Here is a 20,100-nt window from a genome sequence, read left to right on the forward strand (position 1 = left end):
CGGCGGGACGGTGCCAGGATTTCGGCAGGGGGGCCGCTGTGGCCGCCGGCCGAGAGGGGTCTTGACGTGAGCACCGTCCCGCCGGGTACGCCGTGCTGGGCCGACCTGGCAACCCCGGACCTGACCGACGCGCGGCGCTTCTACCCCGAACTGTTCGGCTGGACCGGACGGGTGACACCGGAGCCCGAGGCGGGCGGTTACACCGTCTTCCTGCTCGACGGCCGGCCGGTGGCCGGTGCCGGCCCGCCGGCCATCCCCGACCAGGTGCCGATCTGGTCGACGTACGTCGCCACCGACGACGCGGAACTGGTCGCCGGCCGGGTCGAACGGGCCGGCGGGCAGGTCGTGGTGCCGCCGTTCGAGGTCTTCGACCGGGGCCGGATGGCGGTGTTCGCCGACCCGGCGGGCGCCACGTTCAGCGTCTGGCAGCCACTGACGATGCCCGGTGCCGAGGTGTTCAACGTGCCCGGCGCGATGAGCTGGAACGAACTGGTCACCCCCGACCCGGAGGGCGCGAAGGTCTTCTACGAGCTGGTGTTCGGCTGGCAGCCGGACGAGCAGCAGGTCGGGGCGATGACGTACACGGCATGGCGGCTCGGCGCGCGGATCGTCGCCGGGATGATGCCGCCGCTGGGCGAGGGCTACCCGGCCGACCTCCCGGCGTACTGGACGGTGTACTTCGCGGTGACCGACGCGGACGCCGCCGCCGCCCGCGCCGCCGAACTGGGCGGAACGATCCTCGTGCCACCCCGCGACATCCCGACCGGCCGGTTCGCCTCCCTCCGCGACCCCCAGGGAGCACTCTTCTCGGTCATCGACCTCGGGTGACGGCGAGGGTCAGGCCGGGCGGGGGCGGATGGGGACCACCAGAGGGCCGTTGGTGCCGGGGACCACCCGGACGCTGGCCCGGTAGTGGATGGCGAGGAGGTGTTCGGTAAGCACCTCGTGCGGCGTCCCGGTCGCCACCACCTGGCCGTCGGCCAGCATCACCATCCGGTCCGCGTACTCCCCGGCCAGGGAGAGATCGTGCATGGTGGCGAGCACCGTCAGGCCGTGCGCGCGACGCAACTGGTCGACCAGCTCCAGAACCTCCTGCTGGTGACCGATGTCCAGCGCGCTGGTCGGCTCGTCGAGCAGCAGCAGCGTCGCGCCCTGGGCGAGCGCGCGGGCGAGGAAGACGCGTTGTCGTTCGCCCCCGGAGAGGGTCGCCAGCTCGCGACGGTGAAAGCCGGTGAGGTCCAGGCGGTCCAGCACCTCGTGCACGGCGGCGACGTCCGCGGTCGACTCCCGACCCAGCGGCGGGATGTAGGGGGTGCGGCCGAGCAGCACGTAGTCCAGCACCGACATGCCGGGCGGCACCACCGGGGACTGCGTCACCGTCGCCACCACCCGGGCGCGGTCGCGGCGGCGCAGTGCGGTGCTCGGCGTACCGAACAGGGTGATGGCCTCCGGCGCGGGCAGCAGGCCGCCGACGGCGCGCAGCAGGGTGGATTTGCCGGCGCCGTTCGGGCCGATCACGGTGACCCACTCGCCGGCCGCGACCGTGAGGTCGACGCCGGTGAGGATCGGCGTGCCGCCCAGACTGACGTGCAACCCCCGCACCTCGACGGCCGGCGCTTCGACCTGCCGGGGAGCGGACACGCCCGCCGGTCCGGGCTCGGGGCTCACGTGAGCACCCGTCGGGCGGTCCGCAGCACGAGGACGAAGAACGGGCCGCCGAGCAGTGCGGTGACCACGCCGATGGGCACCTCGGCCGGGGCGGCGGCGGTCCGGGCCACCACGTCGGTCAGGGCCAGGAAAGCGCCCCCGAACAGCAGTGACAGCGGCAGGATCACCCGGTAGCTCGACCCGGCGAGCAGCCGGACGGTGTGCGGCACGATGATGCCGACGAAGCCGATGAGCCCCGTCGCGGAGACCGCCGCGGCGGTGCCCAGCGACGCGGCGGCGATCAGCAGGTAGCGGGTGCGCTGCGGGTGCAGGCCGAGGCTCCTCGCCTCGTCGTCGCCGACCGCGAGGACGTCCAGCTCGCGGCGGTGCAGCAGCACCACCACGGTGGTCAGGGCGGCGTACGGCAGCACCAGCAGCACGTCGTGCCAACCTGCGGTGGCCAGCCGGCCGAGCAGCCAGGAGTAGACCGGCTGGATGCTGTCGGAGTGCCGCTGGAGCAGGTACGTCTGCCCGGCGGAGAGGAACGCGGAGACCGCGACCCCGGCCAGGATCAGCATCGCCGGAGACCTGCTCCGCCCGCCGGCCGCGCCGAGCAGGTAGGTCATCGTCACGGCGAGCAGCGAGCCGGCGAACGCGGCCAGTGGGATGGTCAACGGCAGCCCGGAGATCGCGCCCTGCCGACCGACGCCGCCGAGGGCGATCACCGCGGTGACCGCGAGGCCCGCGCCGGCGGCCACGCCGAGCAGGTACGGGTCGGCCAGCGGATTGCGGAACACACCCTGGTAGCAGCCGCCGGCCAGGGCGAGCAGACCGCCGACGAGGAGGCCCAGCACGACCCGGGGCAGCCGCAGTTCGGTGACGATGGCGATTTCCCGCTCGGTCAGCCCGCTGTCGAGGTGCACCCCGGGGATCAGGTTGAGCAACTCGGCGGCGACGCTGCCCGGCGGCAGGCTGACCGGCCCGAGCGACACCCCGGCGAGGAGCGCGACGAGCACCGCGAGGACGCCGGCGACCAACAGGCGTTTGCGCACCCCAGCGGGCCGCGCCCCGGCAGAGGGCACCCCCGCGCCCCCACCGACGGGCGGCAGCCCACCGGGCTGACCAGGGGACGGCAGCCCAGCGACGGACGGCAGCCCGCCGGGCCGGGACGTGGAGGGCGTCCCGGCCGGCGGGGTGGTGGGTGGCGGGGCGGCCATCGGCGTCCCGGTCACCGACGGGTCGTCATCACGCGGGCACCTTGGCGACCGCGTCGATGATCACCCGGAGCAGGTCCACGATCCGCGGGCCCCAGCGGGAGGCGATGTCGTCGTCAAGCGTGACCACCTGGTTGTTCTTCACGGCGGTGAGGCCGGCCCAGCCGCTGCGGGCCTTGACCGAGTCGCCGTTCTGCTGGCAGCACTTGGAGTCGGCCAGGAAGACGAAGTCCGGGTCGGCCTTGACGATGAACTCCTGGGAGAGCTGCGGGTAGCCGCCGCTCTTGCCGTCCGCGTCGGCCGCATCGGCGATGTTGGTCAGGCCGACCTGGCTGTAGAGCGAGCCGATGAAGGTCTTGCTGGTCGCGCTGTACAGCTCGGGGCCCAGCTCGTGGTAGTAGGTGAGCTTCTCGGCACGCTGCGGCAGGTCCTTGACCAGCTTGGCGATGTCGTCCTTCATCCCGGTGGCGACGTCGGCGGCCTGGTCGGCGTGCCCGGTCAGGGTGCCCAGCTCGGTGATCTGCCGGTACGAGTCGTCCAGCGTGGTGGCGGCCGGGGTCAGGTACACCGGGATCTTCAGCTTGCCGAGCTGGTCGACGATCTTGTTGATGTCGTTGGAGAGCACCACCAGGTCGGGGTTCTTGCCGGCGATCGCCTCGGCGTTGGGCTGGAAGCCGGACAGGTCGGTCTTGGGCGCGTCGGCCGGGTAGTTGGACTGGTCGTCGACCGCACTCACCTGCGGGCCCGCGCCGATCGCGAAGAGCATCTCGGTGGCGCTGGCCGAGAGCGACACGATCTTCTCGGGACGCTTGTCGAGGGTGAGCGCGCCGACCGTCACCGGGTAGTTGGCGGCGGCGGTGCCCGCGCTCGGCTTGTCGTCGGTCTTCTCGGCGCAGGCGCCGAGGGCGAGCGCGGCGACCGCGAGGGTCGCGGCGAAGAGCCGAGGGGTACGTCTGAACATGGGGGCCTCCTGTCGGTCGAGGAGTGTGGTGCTTCGCCGACAGGACTCGTTACGCCCGCCCACGAGGCGCCCTTCCTCGAGAGCGCGTGTCGCGACCCATCCGCAGGCGACCTGGCTCGTCCCTGCCGTCGGGCGGGGCATCACAGTTGCGGGACAGCGCCGGTTTCGCACCGGCTTCGCTGCGGAGTGGTCGATAAGACGGTAGCGCACCGCCGGGACGTGCCGGATCGATCAAGTGTTGATCAACACTCGTCGATCGGGATCGTGGTCACGGGGGCGGCATATGTCCCGGATCGGGAGTCTCGGAGCGGGTGGCGGGGCCCCGCCGGGGGCGGAGCGGGGCCCCACCCGATCAGGAGGACGTGATGGTGACGTTGTCCACAGCCGCCTCCACCAGGCTGGCTCCGGAGGCGTCCGCCGCCTCGACGAGGATGCGGACCGACTGGCCGGCGTACGGGGTGAGGTTGAGGTTCGCCACCGCCCAGGTCCCGTTGCGGTTGGCGGCCGCGCCGGCCTCGGTGAGCAGGGCCGTGGTGCCGCCGTTGTGCACCACGCTCACCCGCAGGTAGTCGGCCGACGAGGCGTTCGAGCCGTGCGCCAGGTACCAGGCCAGCGAGAGGGTCAGCGTGCCGGACGACGGCAGGGTCACCGCCGGGGACCGGGCGCTGGTCACGCCGCCGTCGACGTCGTAGTCACCCGCCGCCGAGCCGGCGAGCTGGCCGGTGACCAGGTCGTTGGATCCGGCGTACGGGGTGAGCTGCTTGGCGCCGGAGGACGTGGTGGCCTGGGCGGCACCCCGTTCCCAGGCCCCGAGGGTGGCGGTGTCGGTGCCGGCGGGGTTGGTGGTCCAGCCGGTGGCGGTCTCGAAGGTGTCCGACCAGACCGTGGTGCCGCCGCCACCGCCGCAGTACTGCGACTGCTTGCCGATGGCCCGGTACGGGCAGTCGGCGTACTCGCTGAGCAGCAGCACCGCCTCCCGGTTGCGCGTGGTCTGCGCGGTGATCACCTCGTCGGGCGGGTAGAAGCCGCCGCCGCCGGACGAGCCGGGGTACATCTCGAAGGTGTACGCCCAGATGTTGTGGGTGGCCCACATCCAGTCGAGGCTGTCGCCGTCGGTGATGTAGAGGTCGCTGGACTGCTCCGGGGTGTAGTTGTTGGTGGCCGCCATCTGCTGGCCGATGGTGGCGAACGTGTTGTACTGGTCGGCGCTCATCCCGGTGGCGGTGTTCGCGGTCGTGTAGCCGTACGGCCAGAGCACCAGCTCCGAGTAGGTGTGGAAGTCGATGTTGGCCTTGATCTGCTGGGTGCCGCCGACGACACGACTGTTGACGAAATTGCGCAGCGCCTGCGTCTCGGGGGCGGAGAACGCGGACGGGCCGCGGTAGGTCTCCGACGACGTCGACCCGGAGGAGCCGCCGCAGCAGCCCCAGTTGTAGCCCCAGTTGCGGTTGAGGTCGGTGCCGACGTTTGACGAGCCGCTGTTGGGCTGGCGGTTCTTGCGCCAGGACCGGTACGACCCGGTGGCGATGTCGTACTCGCTGCCGTCCGGGTTGACCGTCGGCACGATCCAGATCTCCCGGCTGTTGACGATGTTGGTGATCCGGGAGTCGCTGCCGTAGCTGTCGGTGAAGAGGTTGAGCAGGTAGATCGCCATCTCGACGGTCAGGTGCTCGCGGGCGTGCTGTTGGGAGTTGAACAAAATCTCCGGCTCGTTCTCGTCGGTGCCGACGTTGTCGGAGATCTTCACGGCCATCAGGTCGCGACCCTCGTACGACGTACCAATGCTGATCTTGCGGGCGATGGCCGGGTGGTCGGCGACGGTCTGGTTCACGACGGCGGTCAGTTCCGCGTAGTCGTGGTAGTTGGAGTCGGCGGGCGGGAAGGCCAGCGTGCCCACCTCGCCGGCGCCGCGTTCGGCGTTCGGTGGCGGGGCGAGCGGCTCCAGCCGGAAGCCGAGCCTGCCGATGGCGGCGGCCTCGCCGGCGGTGGCCGAGACGTGCAGGACGCCGTGTTCGGAGTAGTCGATGGCGGCCCCGGTGCGGGCCACCGCGTTGCGGTCGGCGAGGGTCCGGGGCCCGAGCACCCGGTAGCCGGCGGCGGCCGGCTCGGCGGTGCGGTCCGGTGCCGGTTGGGCGGCGACCGGTCCGGCGGCGACGGTGACGATTCCCAGCCCGGTGACGACGGCGAGCACCAGGAGACGGCGGAGAGGGTGGGGTCTGCCCAGGGTCATGGACTACCTCCTCGGAGGGCGGGATGTCCCGCTCGGTGAAGCACACTTCACCATCAGTCACATGGTCATATCAATATCGATCGCTGCCTTGTGCATCCCAGGTTGACCATCGCTGCGGCAAAGATTTTCTGCCGTCGAACATCTGGCGAAACTTCCCTCCAAGCGGAACACTGACCAGCGACGATGCCCCCACTCGACACCGCGGAGCACCCATGGCCTCCTCCCGCCTGCACGCGGCCGCCCTCGCCGGCGTCAGCGCGCTCACCCTGCTCGCCACCGCAGCCCCCGCGACGGCGGCCCGGCCGCCGGCCCCCACCCACGACGAGCAGATCACCTTCCAGGACTGGTCCGGCCCCGCCGACTGGCACCGGGGCAGCCGGGACGGCACCCGCGTCGTGCCCGGCGCGCGAGCGGGCGTCACCCTGGCCCGCCCGGCCGGCACCATCGAGTACGCCGACCTGCACACCGGCACCACCCGCACCTGGGAGTACGGCACCTGGACCTCGCCGGTGACCCAGGTCGGCTTCGACGCGACCGAGCTGATCGCCTCCTGGAACGCGGAGACCCCCGCCGGCACCTGGATCCAGGTGGAGATGCAGGGCAGCTACACCAGCGGCGACCAGACCCCGTGGTACGTCATGGGCCGCTGGGCCTCCGGCGACACCGACATCAAGCGGACCAGCGTCAACAAGCAGGGCGACCCCTGGTCGACGATCTGGACGGACACCTTCAGCATCGACGACGCCGACGCCGGAGTGCTGCTGCGGTCGTACCAGCTGCGGCTGACCCTCTACCGGGCCCCGGGGCAGACCGCCGCGCCGGTGGTGCGGATGCTCGGCGCGATGAGCTCCACCGTGCCGGACCGGTTCACCGTGCCGCCGAGCGCCGGGCACATCGCCTGGGGTGTCGAGCTGCCGGTGCCGCGCTACTCGCAGAACGTGCACGCCGGGCACTACCCGGAGTACGACGGCGGCGGCGAGGCGTGGTGCTCGCCCACCTCCACGGAGATGGTCGTCGAGTACTGGGGGCGCAAGCCGTCGGAGGCCGACACCTCCTGGGTGGACCCGACCTATCCCGACCCGACGGTCAACCACGCCGCCCGGATGACCTACGACTACGCGTACGACGGCGCCGGCAACTGGCCGTTCAACACCGCGTACGCGGCCAGCTTCCCCGGACTGGAGGGGCGGGTGACCCGGCTGCACTCGCTGGACGAGCTGGAGCGCTTCGTCGCCGCCGGCATCCCCGTGGTGACCAGCCAGTCCTTCCTGGCCAGCGAGCTGGACGGGGCGAACTACGGCACCTCCGGGCACCTGTTCGTGGTGGTCGGCTTCACCGCTGACGGCGACGTCATCGTCAACGACCCCGCGTCGTCCAGCAACGACGTCGTGCGCAACGTCTACAAGCGGGCGCAGTTCGAGCAGATCTGGCTGCGGACCAAGCGCACCAACGCCAGCGGCGGAGTCTCCGGCGGCTCGGGCGGCATCGCGTACCTCATCAAGCCCACCTCGAAGCCCTGGCCCAAGGTCCCCGGCTCCACCAACTGGTAGGCCCAACGCCGGTTGCGCCCAGCACCGGTTGCGCCGAACGCCGATGATCAAGAGGTTTGCGTCACCGGAAGCCGTCCTGGTGACGGAAACCTCTTGATCACGGCGGTGGATCGGCGTTCCGGCCCTACGGCTGCCGGCGCTCAGGCTCGTCGGGGTGGTCGTCGTCGCCGGCCAGGGCCGCGCGGAGGCGTTCCTTCTCGGTGCGGCGGCGCTCGGCGGCGCTGGCCATCTCCTCGGCCATCTCGTCGCGCCAGCCGCGCAACAGGAAGAAGGAGAGCGCGGCGGAGAAGACCAGCGCCAGCATCAGCTTCAGGAACACGTTCATGTCGACCAGCCAGAGACCCGCCAGCACGGCGACGAACAGTCCGATCCGGCCCAGCGTGTACTTGACCGCCGCGCTCACCTGCACCACTTCCGTTCTCTCCGTCAGCCGCCGGTGCCGGCGGAAGAGTCAACCTGGTCGGGGTCAGCCGGTCCGGCGGGCCAGCCAACGGACGCCGCGGAACCAGACCAGCGCGTACGCCACGGTGAACGCCAGTGCCCCCAACGCGCCGGACAGCAGCGGCGGGAACCCGGCGGCCAGCCCGGCGACCAGCAGCCCCACGAGCACCGCGACCGCCAGCGCGACGAACGCCGCCACCACCCGGGCCGCGCCGAAATCCCAGGCCCGGAAATCGTCCCAGAACAGCCAGGCCGGCAGGATCACCGCCAGCCAACCGTTGGTGTGGCCGAAGTCGCCGGCGCCGAACGAGGCGAACGCCCACTCGAACAGCACGAGCGCCAGCACGCCGATGACCACGCCGGCCAGGCACACCCCGAGCAGATCGCCCAGGGTACGCACGCGTCCCTCGGCGTCCCGCCGGGGAAACCCGCCCTGCTGCTCGGCTCCGCGCTGCTCGGTCATCGACTGCGAGGGTACGTGGTGCCTCAGGCCCAGACCTGCTGCGGCTCGGCGCGGCGCTCGGCCAGCGACGGCGCCTTGTCGTACTCCCGGACCACGTTGTAGCGGGTGTCCCGCTCGACCGGCTGGAACCCGGCATCCCAGATCAGGTGCAGCAGGTCGTCACGGTGCATGGTGTTCGGGGTGCCGTACGAGTCGGCGTCGTGCGTGATCTTGTATTCGACCACCGAGCCGTCCAGGTCGTCCACGCCGAAGTTCAGCGAGAGCTGGGCCACCGAGAGACCGTGCATCACCCAGAAGTTCTTCAGGTGCGGCACGTTGTCGAAGAGCAGCCGGGACACGGCGAACGTCTTCAGCGACTCGGCCGGCGAGGCCATCGTGGTGCGCGCCTGGATCCGGTTACGGATCTTGCCGTCCGCCGAGTCCACGAAGTCGTGCTGGTAGCGCAGCGGGATGAAGACCGCGAAGCCGCCGGTCTCGTCCTGCAACTCGCGCAGCCGCAGCACGTGGTCGACGCGGTGCCGGGGCTCCTCGATGTGGCCGTACAGCATGGTTGCCGGGGTCTTCATGCCCTTGCGGTGCGCCAGGGCGTGGATGCGCGACCAGTCCTCCCAGTGGCAGGCGTGGTCGACGATGTGCTGCCGGACCTCCCAGTCGAAGATCTCCGCGCCACCGCCGGTCAGCGACTCCAGGCCGGCGTCCATCAGCTCGTCGAGGATCTCGTCGGCGCTCAGGCCGCTGATCTTCTCGAACCACTGGACCTCGGTCGCCGTGAAGCACTTGAGCTTGACGTTCGGCAGCGCCGCCTTCAGCTCGCGCAGCACCTTCGGGTAGTAGCGCCACGGCAGCGTCGGGTGCAGGCCGTTGACGATGTGCAGCTCGGTGAGCTGCTCGTCCTCCATCTCCTTGGCCTTGCGGACCGCCTCGTCGATGCGCATCGTGTACGCGTCCTTCTCGCCCGGCTTGCGCTGGAACGAGCAGTACGCACACGACGCCGAGCACACGTTGGTGAGGTTGAGGTGACGGTTGACGTTGAACATCACCCGTTCGCCGTTGAGCTCGGTGCGCTTGTGGTGCGCCAGCCGCCCCAACCAGGTCAGGTCGTCGCTGTCGTAGAGGGCGATGCCGTCCTCGCGGCTCAGCCGCTCACCGGCGTACACCTTCGCTTCGAGCTCACGCTTGAGTCCGGCGTCCATGGCACGTCCCTTCCACCTGCGGTCCCTCCCGAGGGTACGTCGGCGTTCCGGTGGCCCCGGCGGCACGGTCGGCGGCAGCGATCCACTTCACCGGACTCTCAGCCTCCCGTAACCCACCGATGCATCGACATCACTGCCGTCGTGCGGTAAGACAAGGTGGGGCGGAACTCACACACTGGTACCGTCCCGACGGCCGTGCCCACCGAGCGCGGCGCCGAGCACCGGACGGGGAGTGGAATGGTCGACAGCGGGCGCGGGCGACGGCAGCGACGACGGAGCCCGGTGATCTCGCCGGTGCTGCGACCGAAGCTCTGGGCAGCCCTGCTCGGCGCGATCGCCGCCGCCGTGCTGGCCACTCCCGCGTACGCCGAGCCCGCCGTGCCCACGACGGTGCCGGACACCGGCGCCCGCCCGCCGTCGATCGGCGCGCCGCAGGTGCCCGGCAGCCCGCCCGTCGCCGGCATCCCCGCCCCGCCGGTCGTCAACATCGGCGCCGGCCCGCTGGCCGCCCAGATCGCCGCCGCCGAGAGCCAGGTCGGCCTGCTCGGCGACCAACTCCTGTTGACCCGGCAGAAACGCACCGACGCGCAGGCCCAGCTCGCCGCCGCCGGCAAGGTGCTGGCGACCACGCAGGACGCCCTCCTCCGCGCCCAGCAGGCAGCCGACGCGGCCGCCTCGGACGCGGTCAAGGCAGCCGCCGCCCTGCCGCCCGGTGACTTCGCCAACGACATCCAGGGGTTGAGCCGGCTCCAGCGGATCAACCGTGGCGAGAAGGTCGAGGGCGCCACCACCGCCGTGGCCGGCGAGCTGTCCCGGGCTCGCGCCAACGAGCAGGCCGCCTACCAGGCGCACGCCACGGCCAAGACCGCCGTCGACGCCGCCGAGGCCGAGTTCGCCACCGGCGAGAAGGCGCTGCGCACCGCCGAGGCCAGCCTGCTCAAACTGCGCAAGGACAACGCCACGCAGCTGATCGAGCTCGAGCGTCAGCAGGAGGCCGCCGAGCAGCAGCTGGGCGCGGGCTACGTCGTCGGCCAGAGCAGCAGCGGGATGTCCGCGCACCCGCGGGCGCTGGCCGCCGTCCGGTACGCGCTCGCCCAGCTCGGCGACCCGTACAAGTGGTCGGAGGAGGGGCCGGACGAGTTCGACTGCTCCGGTCTGATGTGGGCGGCGTACCGGTCCCCGGGCGCCGACTACTTCGACCTGCCCCGGGTCTCCCGCGACCAGTACGCGGCCACCCGTTCCCGCACCGTGCCGCAGAGCGCACTGCTCCCCGGCGACCTGCTCTTCTTCGCCTCCGGCAGCAGCTGGACCACGATCCACCACGTCGGCATGTACATCGGTAACGGCAAGATGGTGCAGGCGCCCACGACCGGCGACGTGGTCAAGATCTCGGTGGTCGGCTGGTCCCGGCTCTACGCCGCGACCCGGGTGATCGGGGCGGTGCCGACTCCGACCGTGCCCCTTCCGCCGCCCCCCACCACCACGCCGACCCCGCCCACCAAGCCGACCCCCACCGCGAAGCCGACGCCGACGACCAAGCCGACGACCAAGCCGACGACCAAGCCGACCGGAACGGCCACCCCCAAGCCCACCGGCACCCCGACCCCGAAGCCCACCGGCAGCAGCACGCCGACCCCGACGGGCAGCCCGACGAACACGCCGTCGACCCCGCCGCCGCCACCCACCACGGCACCGGCCAGCGCATCAGCCTCCGCGGCCGCCACACCGTCCACCAGCCGGAGCGGGACGTCCAGCGACAGCCCGACGAACAGCCCGAGCACCGACCGCTGAGCCGCCACACGGGCTCCGGCTGTCCGCCCGGGACGATCTGTGGCACCGTGACAACCAGGCACACCCGGTCCGATGTCACGGGCCGGGTGCGAGCGTGGCGCGGAGGGCGGAGATGGCCGAGCAGAGAGATCCGGCGGAGAGTGTCGACTCCACGCTGACGAAGGCCAGCCCGCTCGACGGCGAAGCCGCCGGCACGCTCGACGGGCAGGCCCCCACGGAGGCCGCCGACGACGCGAAGGCTGCCACGGACGACGCGAAGGCCGCCACGCCCGACGTGAACGCCGCCGCGCCCGAGGACGACGCCGCGCACGACGCTGGCACTGACGACGCTCCCGGCGACAACGCTGCCATCACGCACACCCGCGAGGCGGACGTCGAGCAGCCGGCGCCGGATGACGCTGCCCCTGCCCCGACCGCCGCGGCCCCGGTGCGGGCCCGCGCGAGCGTCGCGACCGTCGGAGCGCTGCCCGGTGATCTCCCGGCGAGCGCCCCGGCCAGCGCGACCACCTACCGGGCGACCGGCTCGGCCAGCCCGGTCGGCGTCCCGTTGCCCGGCCAGCGAGCCACCTCGACCGCTCCCGCGCGGGCCAGCGCCACGGTGCCGGGCAGCAGCCGGGTCGCGGCCGGCAGCGAGGGCACGCCGGACTCCCGGGCCAGCACGTCCGCCGTCTACCGGTCGGGGCCGGTCAATCCCGAGCAACCGGAGCCGGCGCAGCCTCCGGAGCCGGTGCAGCCTCCCGAGCCGCCGACCCCGGAACCGACGCCTCCCGGGCCCGGTGACCCGGAGCCCGCGCCGAGTCCGGGTCCGTACCCGCCCGGCCCGTCGCCGACGCCGGGCCCCTCCCCCACGCCGCCACCGGCCCCGGTGCCGCCCGTGCCAGGGCCACCCGTGCCGCCGCCCTCGCCGCTGCCGCCCATGCCGGGTCCGCCGACACCACCGGTTCCCGGGCCGCCGATGCCGCCGCCCGGCCCGCCGGTGCCCGCGCCACCGCCGCCGCCCGGTCCGATGCCGGCGCCACCGTTCCCGCCGCCCCCGGCGACGATCGGCACGCCGGGCGTACGGGCCACCGCCTCGGTCTCCGCGCCGCCGGCCGCGTGGCCGTCCGTGACCGACGCGGCACCCCGAACCGTCAACGCCTCGCACGTCGCCCCGACCGGGGCACAGCCGAGCCGGGATGCCGCACCGCCGGCCCCGAGCGGCGCAGGGACGTCGGATGCCGCCTGGTCGGCCCCGAGCAACGCATGGACGTCGGGTGCCGCGACGTCGGCCGCGAGCAGCGCCCGGACATCGGATGCCGCGACGTCGGCCCCGAGCGGCGCACGGGCCGAGGCTCCTGTCTCGGCCCCACCGGTGGTGCCGGCGCCCGCGCTGCCGAGCTGGCCACCGTCCACCGCCGGCACGCCGGCGACCGGTGGTACGGGCTACCGGACGACCACGCCGCCGGGAGGCCCCGCCCGGCGGGACGCGCCGGCCGGCCCGCACGCCGGAAGGCGCAACGGCGGCACCGACCTGGCGGGCACCGTCTACGGCGGCGGTGAGGGGCCGGGATTCGCCACGATCGCCCTGCCGGCCAACGCGGCGGTGGAGAATTCCGGGTCGCTGACCGGGCACATCCTCGCCCAGGGTTGGTCGGACACGCCGGCCGAGCGATCGCGAAACACCCGGGTGGTGATCGTCCTGATCGCCGCGTTGGGGCTGCTGGTGGGGATCAGCGTGCTGGTCGTCCTGCTCGCGAACGATGCCCTGGACGGCCTGGTGGGCAGCGTGCTCAACGGCTGATCCGGCGGCCGGGCGGGTTCGCGGGTCCGTGAGTCCGCCCACTACCGTCGGTCAACCGGCTGGCGGCTTCGCCGAAGCGCCGTACACTGGTCGAGATCACTGACCCGGCGCGCGTGGTGCGCGCCCTTGGGCGATCTTGCGGGCGATCCGGCGGCACAGCCGCGGCAGGCCATCGCGAAGATGCGCCCCGCTCGAAAGGCATTTGTTGACCACCTCTGCTGACTCCAGCACCGTTTCGTCCGTTTTCGATTCCACCCCGGTGGCGATCGACGCAGCCCCGGAGACGTCCAGCGTCGTCGCGGCCGAGCCGGTCTCGACCGAGAACACTCCGTCCGAGACCGCCGAGCCGATCGACTTCGCCGGCCTGGGTCTGCCCGAGCCGCTGGTTCGTGCCCTGGCCCGCCAGGGCATCACCGCTCCGTTCGAGATCCAGCGGGCCACCGTTCCGGACGCCCTCGCCGGCCGGGACGTGCTGGGCCGTGGGCAGACCGGGTCGGGCAAGACGCTCGCCTTCGGCCTGCCGATGATCGCTCGGCTCGCCACCCGCAACCGGGCCCGGCCGATGCGGCCGCGCGCCCTGGTCCTGGTTCCCACCCGTGAGCTGGCCATGCAGGTCAACGATGCGCTGGTGCCGCTGGGCAAGTCCGTCGGCATCTTCTTGAAGACCGCCGTCGGCGGCGTTCCGTACGACCGCCAGATCGACGCGCTCCGGCGCGGCGTGGAGGTCATCGTTGCGACCCCGGGCCGGCTCGGCGACCTGATCGAGCGGGGCATCTGCCAGCTCGACGACGTCGAGGTGACGGTGCTCGACGAGGCTGACCAGATGGCCGACATGGGCTTCCTGCCCGAGGTGACCGAACTGCTGGCGAAGACGCCGGCCAACGGTCAGCGGCTGCTCTTCTCGGCCACCCTCGACGGTGACGTCGACGCGCTGGTCAGGCGGTTCATGAACGACCCGGTGACCCACTCCACCGCGCCGTCCACCGCGTCGGTGTCCACCATGGATCACCACATGCTCCTGATCCCGCCGCACGAGAAGTTCCCGGTGGCCGCGTCGATCGCCGCCCGGGACGGGCGGACCATGGTCTTCGCCCGCACCCAACTGGGTGTGGACCGGCTCGTCGAGCAGCTCGCGGCGGTCGGCGTACGGGCCGGTGGGCTGCACGGCGGCAAGACCCAGCGGATGCGGACCAAGACCCTGGCCGAGTTCCGTGAGGGCCGGATGAACGTCCTGGTCGCCACGGATGTGGCGGCCCGGGGCATCCACGTCGACGGGGTCACCCTCGTGCTGCACGTCGACCCCCCGAAGGACCCGAAGGACTACCTGCACCGCGCCGGCCGCACCGCCCGGGCCGGCGAGTCCGGCGCGGTCGCCACGCTGGTGCTGCCCAAGCAGCGTCGTACCACCCTCGCCATGCTGGAGAAGGCCGGCGTGGCGCCGGCCGAGACCCGCGTCCGGGTCGGCGACCCGGTGCTGGCCGAGCTGATCGGCGCCCGCGAGCCCAGTGGCGTCCCGGTTCGCGTGGAAGCGGAGCCTCGCGGCTTCGGCGACCGCTCCGGCGGCGCGCGCCGCTTCGACGACCGTTCCGGGGGTCCGCGCCGCTTCGGTGACCGGCCGACCGGCGAGCGCCGCTACGGCGACCGCCCGCAGGGTGAGCGCCGCTACGGCGACCGCCCGACCGGCGACCGGCAGTACGGCGACCGCCCGCAGGGCGACCGCCGCTACGCCGATCGGGACAGCCGGGGTTACGGCGACCGACCCACCGGCGAACGGCGCTACGGCGACCGCCCGCAGTTCGGCGACCGGGACGGCCGGGGCGACCGACCGACCGGCGAGCGGCGCTTCGGCGACCGACCGCAGGGCGAGCGCCGCTACGGCGATCGTCCGACCAGCGACCGGCAGTACGGCGACCGACCGCAGGGTGAGCGCCGCTACGGCGACCGTCCGACCAGCGACCGGCAGTACGGCGACCGACCGCAGGGTGAGCGCCGCTACGGCGACCGTCCGACGGGCGACCGTCCGACCGGCGACCGGCAGTACGGCGACCGGCCCACCGACGAGCGGCGTTTCGCCGACCGGGACACCCGGGGTGGTTACCGCTCCGAGGGTCGCGGTCGGGACGACCGGCCGCGCGACGACCGTCGCGGTTTCGGCGGCCGGCCGGCGGCGCGTACCCACTGATCCCACTGATCCACCGGAACGCCGTCGCGGAGCCCACGCTTCGCGGCGGCGTTCGCGCATGCCGTGGCCGATGTCGGTCTGGTCGCGTAACGTCCGGCTCATGGCGACCATGGCGAAGTCGATCTTCTGGTCCCGGACGGACACCGCCGGCAGTGAGCAGGCTCTGTTCACCGACGGCGACGGGTTGGCGGCGCGGGGCACGCTGCTCGCCGTGGACCCGATTCCGTTCACCGCCCGCTACCGGCTGACCACGGCGCCCGACTGGAGCACCGCCCGCGTCGAGGTCGAGGCCGAGGGGTCGGGCTGGCTGCGCCGGGTGACGTTGGAGCGGGCCGCGTCCCGGTGGCGGGTGACCACCGCCGAGCAGGGCGACCTGGACGCGGCGCTGACCAGGGCCGGGCATCCCCGGTCCGGCCTGCCGGGCACCGACGACCCGGATCGCCTGGCCGAGGCGCTCGACGTCGACCTGAGCGGCTCGCCGCTGTTCAATGCCGTCCCGGTGCGCCGGCTCGGGCTGACCAGCGGGCCGGCCGACATGCCGCGCCGGATCACCGTCGCGTGGGTGCTGCTGCCCGGCCTGGAGGTGGTGCCGGCCGAGCAGATCTACACCGGGCTCGGGCCGGGCCGGGTCCGGTTCGCCAGCGGCACCTTCACGGCCGACATCGACCTGGACGCCGACGGCTACGTGGTGCGCTACCCCGGCCTGGCGGAGCGCATCGACCCACGGTGACCGAGCCGATCCGACAGGCCCGCAGCCGAAGCCAGGCCGCACGGAGGCAGAGCCCTAGGAGCAGGGGACGCGCTGCTCAGGCGGGCCAGGCGCCGCTGGTCAGGAAGCGCTCGATGGTGGCGGCATGGGGCGCCAGATCGAGGCCCTGGGCGGCCACCCAGTCGTCGGAGTAGTACGTGTCGGCGTACCGGTCACCGGCGTCACAAATCAGGCTGACCACCGAGCCGGTCCGGCCCTCGGCGAGCATCTCGGCGATCAGGCCGAACGCGCCCCACAGGTTGGTGCCGGTGGAGCCGCCCACCCGGCGGCCGAGCACCGCTGAGCCGGCGCGCATCGCGGCCAGCGAGGCGGCGTCCGGCACCTGGACCATCCGGTCCACGACCGACGGCAGGAAGGACGCCTCGACGGTGGGCCGACCGATCCCCTCGATGCGGGAGCCCCTGCCGGTGCGCACCGACCAGTCGGCGGCCAGCCAGGCCGGATAGAAGGCGGAGTTCTCCGGGTCGACGACGCAGAGCTTGGTGGCCAGGCGGCGGTAGCGGGCGTACCGGCCGATGGTGGCGCTGGTGCCCCCGGTGCCGGCGCCCACGACGACCCACGCCGGGATCGGGTGGCGTTCCAGCCCCAACTGCGCGTAGATCGACTCGGCGATGTTGTTGTTGCCCCGCCAGTCGGTGGCCCGCTCGGCGTACGTGAACTGGTCCATGAAGTGGCCGCCGGAGTCCTCGGCCAGCCAGCGGGCCTCGACCACGACGCCCGCCGGGTCGTCCACCAGATGGCAACGGCCGCCCTGGAACTCGATCTGCGTGATCTTCTCGGGCGAGGTGGAGGCGGGCATCACGGCGATGAACGGCAACCCGAGCATCCGGGCGAAGTACGCCTCGGAGACCGCCGTGGAGCCCGAGGACGCCTCGACGATCGTGGTGCGCGGCCCGATCCAGCCGTTGCAGAGGCCGTAGAGGAACAGCGAACGGGCCAGCCGGTGCTTCAGCGAGCCGGTCGGGTGTGACGATTCGTCCTTGAGGTAGAGGTCGATTCCCCAGTCCCGGGGCAGTGGGAACGGCAGCAGGTGGGTGTCGGCCGAGCGGTTCGCGTCCGCCTCGACGGCGGCGATCGCCTCGGTCACCCAGCTGCGGCTGGCCTCGTCGCACCGGTCGAGATGAGTCACGCGGGAAACCTAGCAAGCAGGCCAGCGGCGCTCAGCCGCGGTCCGGAGGCGTCGAGCGGCGTGACTGTCGGCGTTGCCCGGCCCGGCCGACGGCCTGGACGAGAGGGCTCAGTCCGACGGCGAGTCGGGGCAGGGCGTCCAGCAGCCGGACCTGGGCGCCTCGCCAGCGGGGCAGGCTGACCACCGGGCGGGGCCGGCGGGCCAGCCGGGCCGCCCGGGCGGCCACCCGCTGCGGGGTCAGCATCGACCCGGTGAACGAGGCCAGCGCGCCCGGGTCGTCCAGCCGGTCGTGCAGCATCGGGGTCCAGATGCCGTCCGGGCAGAGGCAGGAGACGTGCACCCGCCGGTACCCGGCCATCCGCAGGTCAGAGAGGGTGCCGAGGCTGAAGGCCAGCAGTGCGTGCTTGCTGGCGGCGTACACCGTCTCGCCAGGTGCGGCGATGAGCCCGGCCAGCGAGACGATGTTCAGGACGTGGCCGTGGCCCTGGTCGCGCATGACCGCCAGCGCGGCGAGTGTGCCGTTCATGGCACCGAGCGCGTTGACGTCGAGCACCCGGCGGCGGGTCGGCCCGTCGTGCTCCCAGGAGGGGCCGGTGACCAGGATGCCGGCGTTGTTGACCCAGAGGCCGAGGCCGCCTCGACTCGCGGCGGTCGCCGCGATCTCGGCGCACGCGGCCTCGTCGCGGACGTCCAGTGCGGCCGACCAGCCGCCGAACGGCACGGCGGCGGCCGCTGCCGCGTCCGGGTCGAGGTCGGTGAGCAGCACCGACCAGCCGTCGGCGTGCAGCGCGGCGGCGACGGCGCGGCCCAGGCCGCCGGCGGCCCCGGTCACCACGGCCGCGCCGCGTCCCGGCAAGGTCATCGGCGCACGCTACCGCCGCGCGCCGGACGGCACCAGGGGTACGCGGCGCAGCAGGGTCAGGCGGGCGGCGGGCCGAGCGGCTGGGGGCGGTTCTCCCACTTGGTGGAGAGGGCGATGGCGGTGCGCGTCGAGGCGACCCCGGGGGTCCGGTTCAGCCGCACGATGAGCTGCTCCAGCTCGGCGATCGTGCCGACCCGGGCCTTGAGCAGGAACGACTCGACGCCGGCCATGAAGTAGCAGGATTCGATCTCGGGCAGCACCCGCAGCGACTCCAGCATGTCGTCGGAGTCCGCGCCGGAGTCCTCGACGATGCCGATGAGCGCCGTGACACCCAGGCCGATCGCCTCGGGTTCCACGTCCGCGCGGTAGCCCCGGACCACGCCACTGCTCTCCAGCTTGCCGACGCGTTCGTGCACGGCGGGGGCGGAGAGGCCCACCTGCCGGGCAAGCTCGGCGTACGAGAGGCGGGCGTTGCCCCGCAGCAGGTCGACGAGGCTCAGGTCGATGGCGTCCACGGAGAGTGACCTTAACGTGTTGGGCGTAACGCGACGCCTTCGGCATCCGTTGGTCAGAACAGTGAGTAACCGTTCATAAACTGACCGTCTAGGTAGGGGTTGCACCAGTACCATTTACTAACTTCCCAGTCAGTGCATTTTTCGCGTTTGGCGGACAGGCCAGGTCCCTGGTGCTGTAATTGCCATACGTCCCTCATGACGGCTCTGGGCTCGCACCAGCCGGGGGCAGTGTGTTCAGCCAGGGGCTTCGTCGACGCGAGGAGGGGGCTGTGGACACTGGAGATCGCCTGCTGACACCGGGTGAGGTCGCCGCGCTGTTTCGGGTGGACCCGAAAACTGTGACGAGATGGGCGGCGGCCGGCCGGATAGGAAGCATCCGGACTCCAGGCGGGCATCGCCGGTTTCGGGAATCCGAGGTGCGGGCCCTGCTTGAGGGGGAGGGCATGCTGGACGAGGTGGACGAGGTCGGAAAGCCACGCAACGTGGGTCCGGCTGCCTCCACCGGGCCGGGTCCGGCCAACGCCGGCATGTACTGAACTGGTGCGGACAACGTCAGGCGGACCGGACACCAGTCCGGTCCGCGTCCCGCTGCGACAACCGGCCGGGCGTCCCGGCCGAACAGGCTGAGCCGACGGCTCAGCCCCGGGCCGCGCCGAGCTGGCCGGACCAGCGGCGGAACAGGGTGTGTGGCACGCCGAGCGCGTCCAGCACCTTGCCGGCCACGAAGTCGACCAGTTGCTGCGCGCTGGCAGCCGCGCCCGCGCCGTAGAAGCCGGGGCTGGCCGGCAGCACCACCGCCCCGGCGTCGTGCAACGCGAGGAGATGCTCCAGGTGACTGCGGGTCACCGGCGTCTCCCGGGGCACCACCACCACCGGTCGGCGCTCCTTGAGGTTGACCTCGGCGGCGCGTTGCAGCAGGTCCTTGGAGAGCCCGATCGCGATGCCCGCGCAGGCCGCCGTGCTCGCGGGCACGACCGCCATTCCGCGTACCCGGTAGGAGCCGCTGCTGGGCCCGGCGGCCAGGTCACCCGCCGGCCAGTGCCGTACGTCCGCGTCGGTCAGGTCCCGGCCGAGCCAGGCGGCGAGGTCCTCGGCCCAGTGCGCGTCGCGGAACGACCGGCCGGTCTCGTCGAGCACGGTGAGCCGTGCCGCCCGGGACACGATGAGGTCGACCGACTCGCCCGCGTCGAGGAGCCCGCCGACGACGGCCGCCGCGTACGGCGTGCCGGAGGCTCCGGAGACCCCGACCACCCATGGTTCCCGCATACCTTCAGCCTGCCTGGTCGGCATCGCACGCCGGTGGGCACCCCCGCGATCCGGTCGACGCGAGCCGTCCGAGATGTCCGGGCGGGTCTCTGCTCGTCCCGCCGACC

18 protein-coding genes and 1 riboswitch are annotated in these 20,100 nt (G+C 72.7%); of the genes, 7 read left to right on the forward strand and 11 right to left on the reverse strand.

The window, feature by feature from the left end; all coding sequences use genetic code 11:
- Positions 1 to 66: 66 nt before the first annotated feature.
- A complete protein-coding gene (locus tag ACFYPR_RS13815) occupies positions 67 to 828 on the forward strand; it encodes a VOC family protein (protein ID WP_354853833.1) in 762 nt (253 codons plus the stop codon).
- Between the two features lie 9 nt (positions 829 to 837).
- Here ACFYPR_RS13815 and ACFYPR_RS13820 read toward each other — a convergent pair whose 3' ends face one another.
- The 4 genes from ACFYPR_RS13820 to ACFYPR_RS13835 all read right to left on the reverse strand — a co-directional run bounded on the left by ACFYPR_RS13820 (position 838) and on the right by ACFYPR_RS13835 (position 6,052).
- Positions 838 to 1,641: an ABC transporter ATP-binding protein gene (locus tag ACFYPR_RS13820; protein ID WP_354853939.1), complete on the reverse strand. Its 804-nt coding sequence runs from the start codon at positions 1,639 to 1,641 to the stop codon at positions 838 to 840.
- Positions 1,642 to 1,664: 23 nt separating this feature from the next.
- Complete coding sequence (locus ACFYPR_RS13825; protein WP_387260626.1) at positions 1,665 to 2,864, reverse strand: FecCD family ABC transporter permease; 1,200 nt, start codon at positions 2,862 to 2,864, stop codon at positions 1,665 to 1,667.
- A gap of 28 nt (positions 2,865 to 2,892) precedes the next feature.
- The gene (locus ACFYPR_RS13830; RefSeq protein ID WP_355134240.1) at positions 2,893 to 3,822 is read right to left on the reverse strand and encodes an ABC transporter substrate-binding protein; all 930 of its coding nucleotides are present in this window, start codon (positions 3,820 to 3,822) and stop codon (positions 2,893 to 2,895) included.
- Between the two features lie 110 nt (positions 3,823 to 3,932).
- Positions 3,933 to 3,997: riboswitch (cobalamin riboswitch) on the reverse strand.
- A 177-nt stretch (positions 3,998 to 4,174) separates the two neighbouring features.
- Positions 4,175 to 6,052: a M14 family zinc carboxypeptidase gene (locus ACFYPR_RS13835; protein ID WP_387181198.1), complete on the reverse strand. Its 1,878-nt coding sequence runs from the start codon at positions 6,050 to 6,052 to the stop codon at positions 4,175 to 4,177.
- Between the two features lie 212 nt (positions 6,053 to 6,264).
- On the opposite strand from ACFYPR_RS13835, the gene ACFYPR_RS13840 reads away from it, so the two are divergent.
- Positions 6,265 to 7,602 carry a C39 family peptidase gene (locus ACFYPR_RS13840; protein WP_363935439.1) on the forward strand — a complete coding sequence of 446 codons (1,338 nt, stop codon included), beginning with the start codon at positions 6,265 to 6,267 and terminating at the stop codon, positions 7,600 to 7,602.
- A gap of 124 nt (positions 7,603 to 7,726) precedes the next feature.
- On the opposite strand, the gene ACFYPR_RS13845 is transcribed toward ACFYPR_RS13840, so the two are convergent.
- From ACFYPR_RS13845 to mqnE, 3 genes are all read right to left on the reverse strand, one after another.
- Complete coding sequence (locus ACFYPR_RS13845) at positions 7,727 to 8,005, reverse strand: DUF4229 domain-containing protein (RefSeq protein ID WP_387260214.1); 279 nt, start codon at positions 8,003 to 8,005, stop codon at positions 7,727 to 7,729.
- 63 nt (positions 8,006 to 8,068) lie between these two features.
- The gene (locus ACFYPR_RS13850; RefSeq protein WP_354853818.1) at positions 8,069 to 8,506 is read right to left on the reverse strand and encodes a hypothetical protein; all 438 of its coding nucleotides are present in this window, start codon (positions 8,504 to 8,506) and stop codon (positions 8,069 to 8,071) included.
- Positions 8,507 to 8,529: 23 nt separating this feature from the next.
- Positions 8,530 to 9,699: an aminofutalosine synthase MqnE gene (mqnE, locus tag ACFYPR_RS13855; RefSeq protein ID WP_354853815.1), complete on the reverse strand. Its 1,170-nt coding sequence runs from the start codon at positions 9,697 to 9,699 to the stop codon at positions 8,530 to 8,532.
- A gap of 237 nt (positions 9,700 to 9,936) precedes the next feature.
- Here mqnE and ACFYPR_RS13860 point away from each other — a divergent pair, with 237 nt between their 5' ends.
- The 4 genes from ACFYPR_RS13860 (at position 9,937) to ACFYPR_RS13875 (ending at position 16,182) form a co-directional block, all read left to right on the forward strand.
- Entirely contained in the window at positions 9,937 to 11,490 is a 1,554-nt protein-coding gene (locus ACFYPR_RS13860) for an NlpC/P60 family protein (RefSeq protein ID WP_387260628.1), read from the forward strand.
- A gap of 112 nt (positions 11,491 to 11,602) precedes the next feature.
- Positions 11,603 to 13,270 (forward strand): hypothetical protein, encoded by a 1,668-nt coding sequence (locus tag ACFYPR_RS13865; RefSeq protein ID WP_387260218.1) that lies wholly within the window; start codon positions 11,603 to 11,605, stop codon positions 13,268 to 13,270.
- A 259-nt stretch (positions 13,271 to 13,529) separates the two neighbouring features.
- Positions 13,530 to 15,452 carry a DEAD/DEAH box helicase gene (locus ACFYPR_RS13870; RefSeq protein ID WP_387260221.1) on the forward strand — a complete coding sequence of 641 codons (1,923 nt, stop codon included), beginning with the start codon at positions 13,530 to 13,532 and terminating at the stop codon, positions 15,450 to 15,452.
- A gap of 109 nt (positions 15,453 to 15,561) precedes the next feature.
- Complete coding sequence (locus tag ACFYPR_RS13875) at positions 15,562 to 16,182, forward strand: putative glycolipid-binding domain-containing protein (RefSeq protein ID WP_355064801.1); 621 nt, start codon at positions 15,562 to 15,564, stop codon at positions 16,180 to 16,182.
- Positions 16,183 to 16,258: 76 nt separating this feature from the next.
- Here ACFYPR_RS13875 and ACFYPR_RS13880 read toward each other — a convergent pair whose 3' ends face one another.
- Genes ACFYPR_RS13880 through ACFYPR_RS13890 form a run of 3 tightly spaced genes read right to left on the reverse strand, consistent with a single transcriptional unit; the run spans position 16,259 to position 18,727 of the window.
- A complete protein-coding gene (locus ACFYPR_RS13880; RefSeq protein ID WP_387181184.1) occupies positions 16,259 to 17,350 on the reverse strand; it encodes a PLP-dependent cysteine synthase family protein in 1,092 nt (363 codons plus the stop codon).
- Positions 17,351 to 17,381: 31 nt separating this feature from the next.
- Entirely contained in the window at positions 17,382 to 18,212 is an 831-nt protein-coding gene (locus ACFYPR_RS13885; RefSeq protein WP_387260224.1) for an SDR family NAD(P)-dependent oxidoreductase, read from the reverse strand.
- A 56-nt stretch (positions 18,213 to 18,268) separates the two neighbouring features.
- On the reverse strand, positions 18,269 to 18,727 hold the full coding sequence (locus tag ACFYPR_RS13890) for an Lrp/AsnC family transcriptional regulator (RefSeq protein ID WP_354853802.1): 459 nt from the start codon (positions 18,725 to 18,727) through the stop codon (positions 18,269 to 18,271).
- 269 nt (positions 18,728 to 18,996) lie between these two features.
- Between ACFYPR_RS13890 and ACFYPR_RS13895 the strand changes: the two genes are divergently transcribed.
- Positions 18,997 to 19,263, forward strand: coding sequence for a BldC family transcriptional regulator (locus ACFYPR_RS13895; protein WP_007454516.1), 267 nt, complete (start codon positions 18,997 to 18,999; stop codon positions 19,261 to 19,263).
- A gap of 100 nt (positions 19,264 to 19,363) precedes the next feature.
- Here ACFYPR_RS13895 and ACFYPR_RS13900 read toward each other — a convergent pair whose 3' ends face one another.
- On the reverse strand, positions 19,364 to 19,993 hold the full coding sequence (locus ACFYPR_RS13900) for a UbiX family flavin prenyltransferase (protein ID WP_355064764.1): 630 nt from the start codon (positions 19,991 to 19,993) through the stop codon (positions 19,364 to 19,366).
- Positions 19,994 to 20,100 lie beyond the last annotated feature (107 nt).

Source organism: Micromonospora sp. NPDC005254, from assembly GCF_042872525.1.
GTDB lineage: Bacteria > Actinomycetota > Actinomycetes > Mycobacteriales > Micromonosporaceae > Micromonospora.

Coding starts and splice junctions, on each gene's coding strand:
- ACFYPR_RS13900 (WP_355064764.1), bottom strand. CDS start 19,993: ATGCGGGAACCATGGGTGGTCGGGGTCTCCGGAGCCTCCGGCACGCCG.
- ACFYPR_RS13835 (WP_387181198.1), bottom strand. CDS start 6,052: ATGACCCTGGGCAGACCCCACCCTCTCCGCCGTCTCCTGGTGCTCGCC.
- ACFYPR_RS13840 (WP_363935439.1), top strand. CDS start 6,265: ATGGCCTCCTCCCGCCTGCACGCGGCCGCCCTCGCCGGCGTCAGCGCG.
- ACFYPR_RS13865 (WP_387260218.1), top strand. CDS start 11,603: ATGGCCGAGCAGAGAGATCCGGCGGAGAGTGTCGACTCCACGCTGACG.
- ACFYPR_RS13850 (WP_354853818.1), bottom strand. CDS start 8,506: ATGACCGAGCAGCGCGGAGCCGAGCAGCAGGGCGGGTTTCCCCGGCGG.
- ACFYPR_RS13830 (WP_355134240.1), bottom strand. CDS start 3,822: ATGTTCAGACGTACCCCTCGGCTCTTCGCCGCGACCCTCGCGGTCGCC.
- ACFYPR_RS13875 (WP_355064801.1), top strand. CDS start 15,562: ATGGCGAAGTCGATCTTCTGGTCCCGGACGGACACCGCCGGCAGTGAG.
- ACFYPR_RS13885 (WP_387260224.1), bottom strand. CDS start 18,212: ATGACCTTGCCGGGACGCGGCGCGGCCGTGGTGACCGGGGCCGCCGGC.
- ACFYPR_RS13860 (WP_387260628.1), top strand. CDS start 9,937: ATGGTCGACAGCGGGCGCGGGCGACGGCAGCGACGACGGAGCCCGGTG.
- ACFYPR_RS13825 (WP_387260626.1), bottom strand. CDS start 2,864: ATGGCCGCCCCGCCACCCACCACCCCGCCGGCCGGGACGCCCTCCACG.
- mqnE (WP_354853815.1), bottom strand. CDS start 9,699: ATGGACGCCGGACTCAAGCGTGAGCTCGAAGCGAAGGTGTACGCCGGT.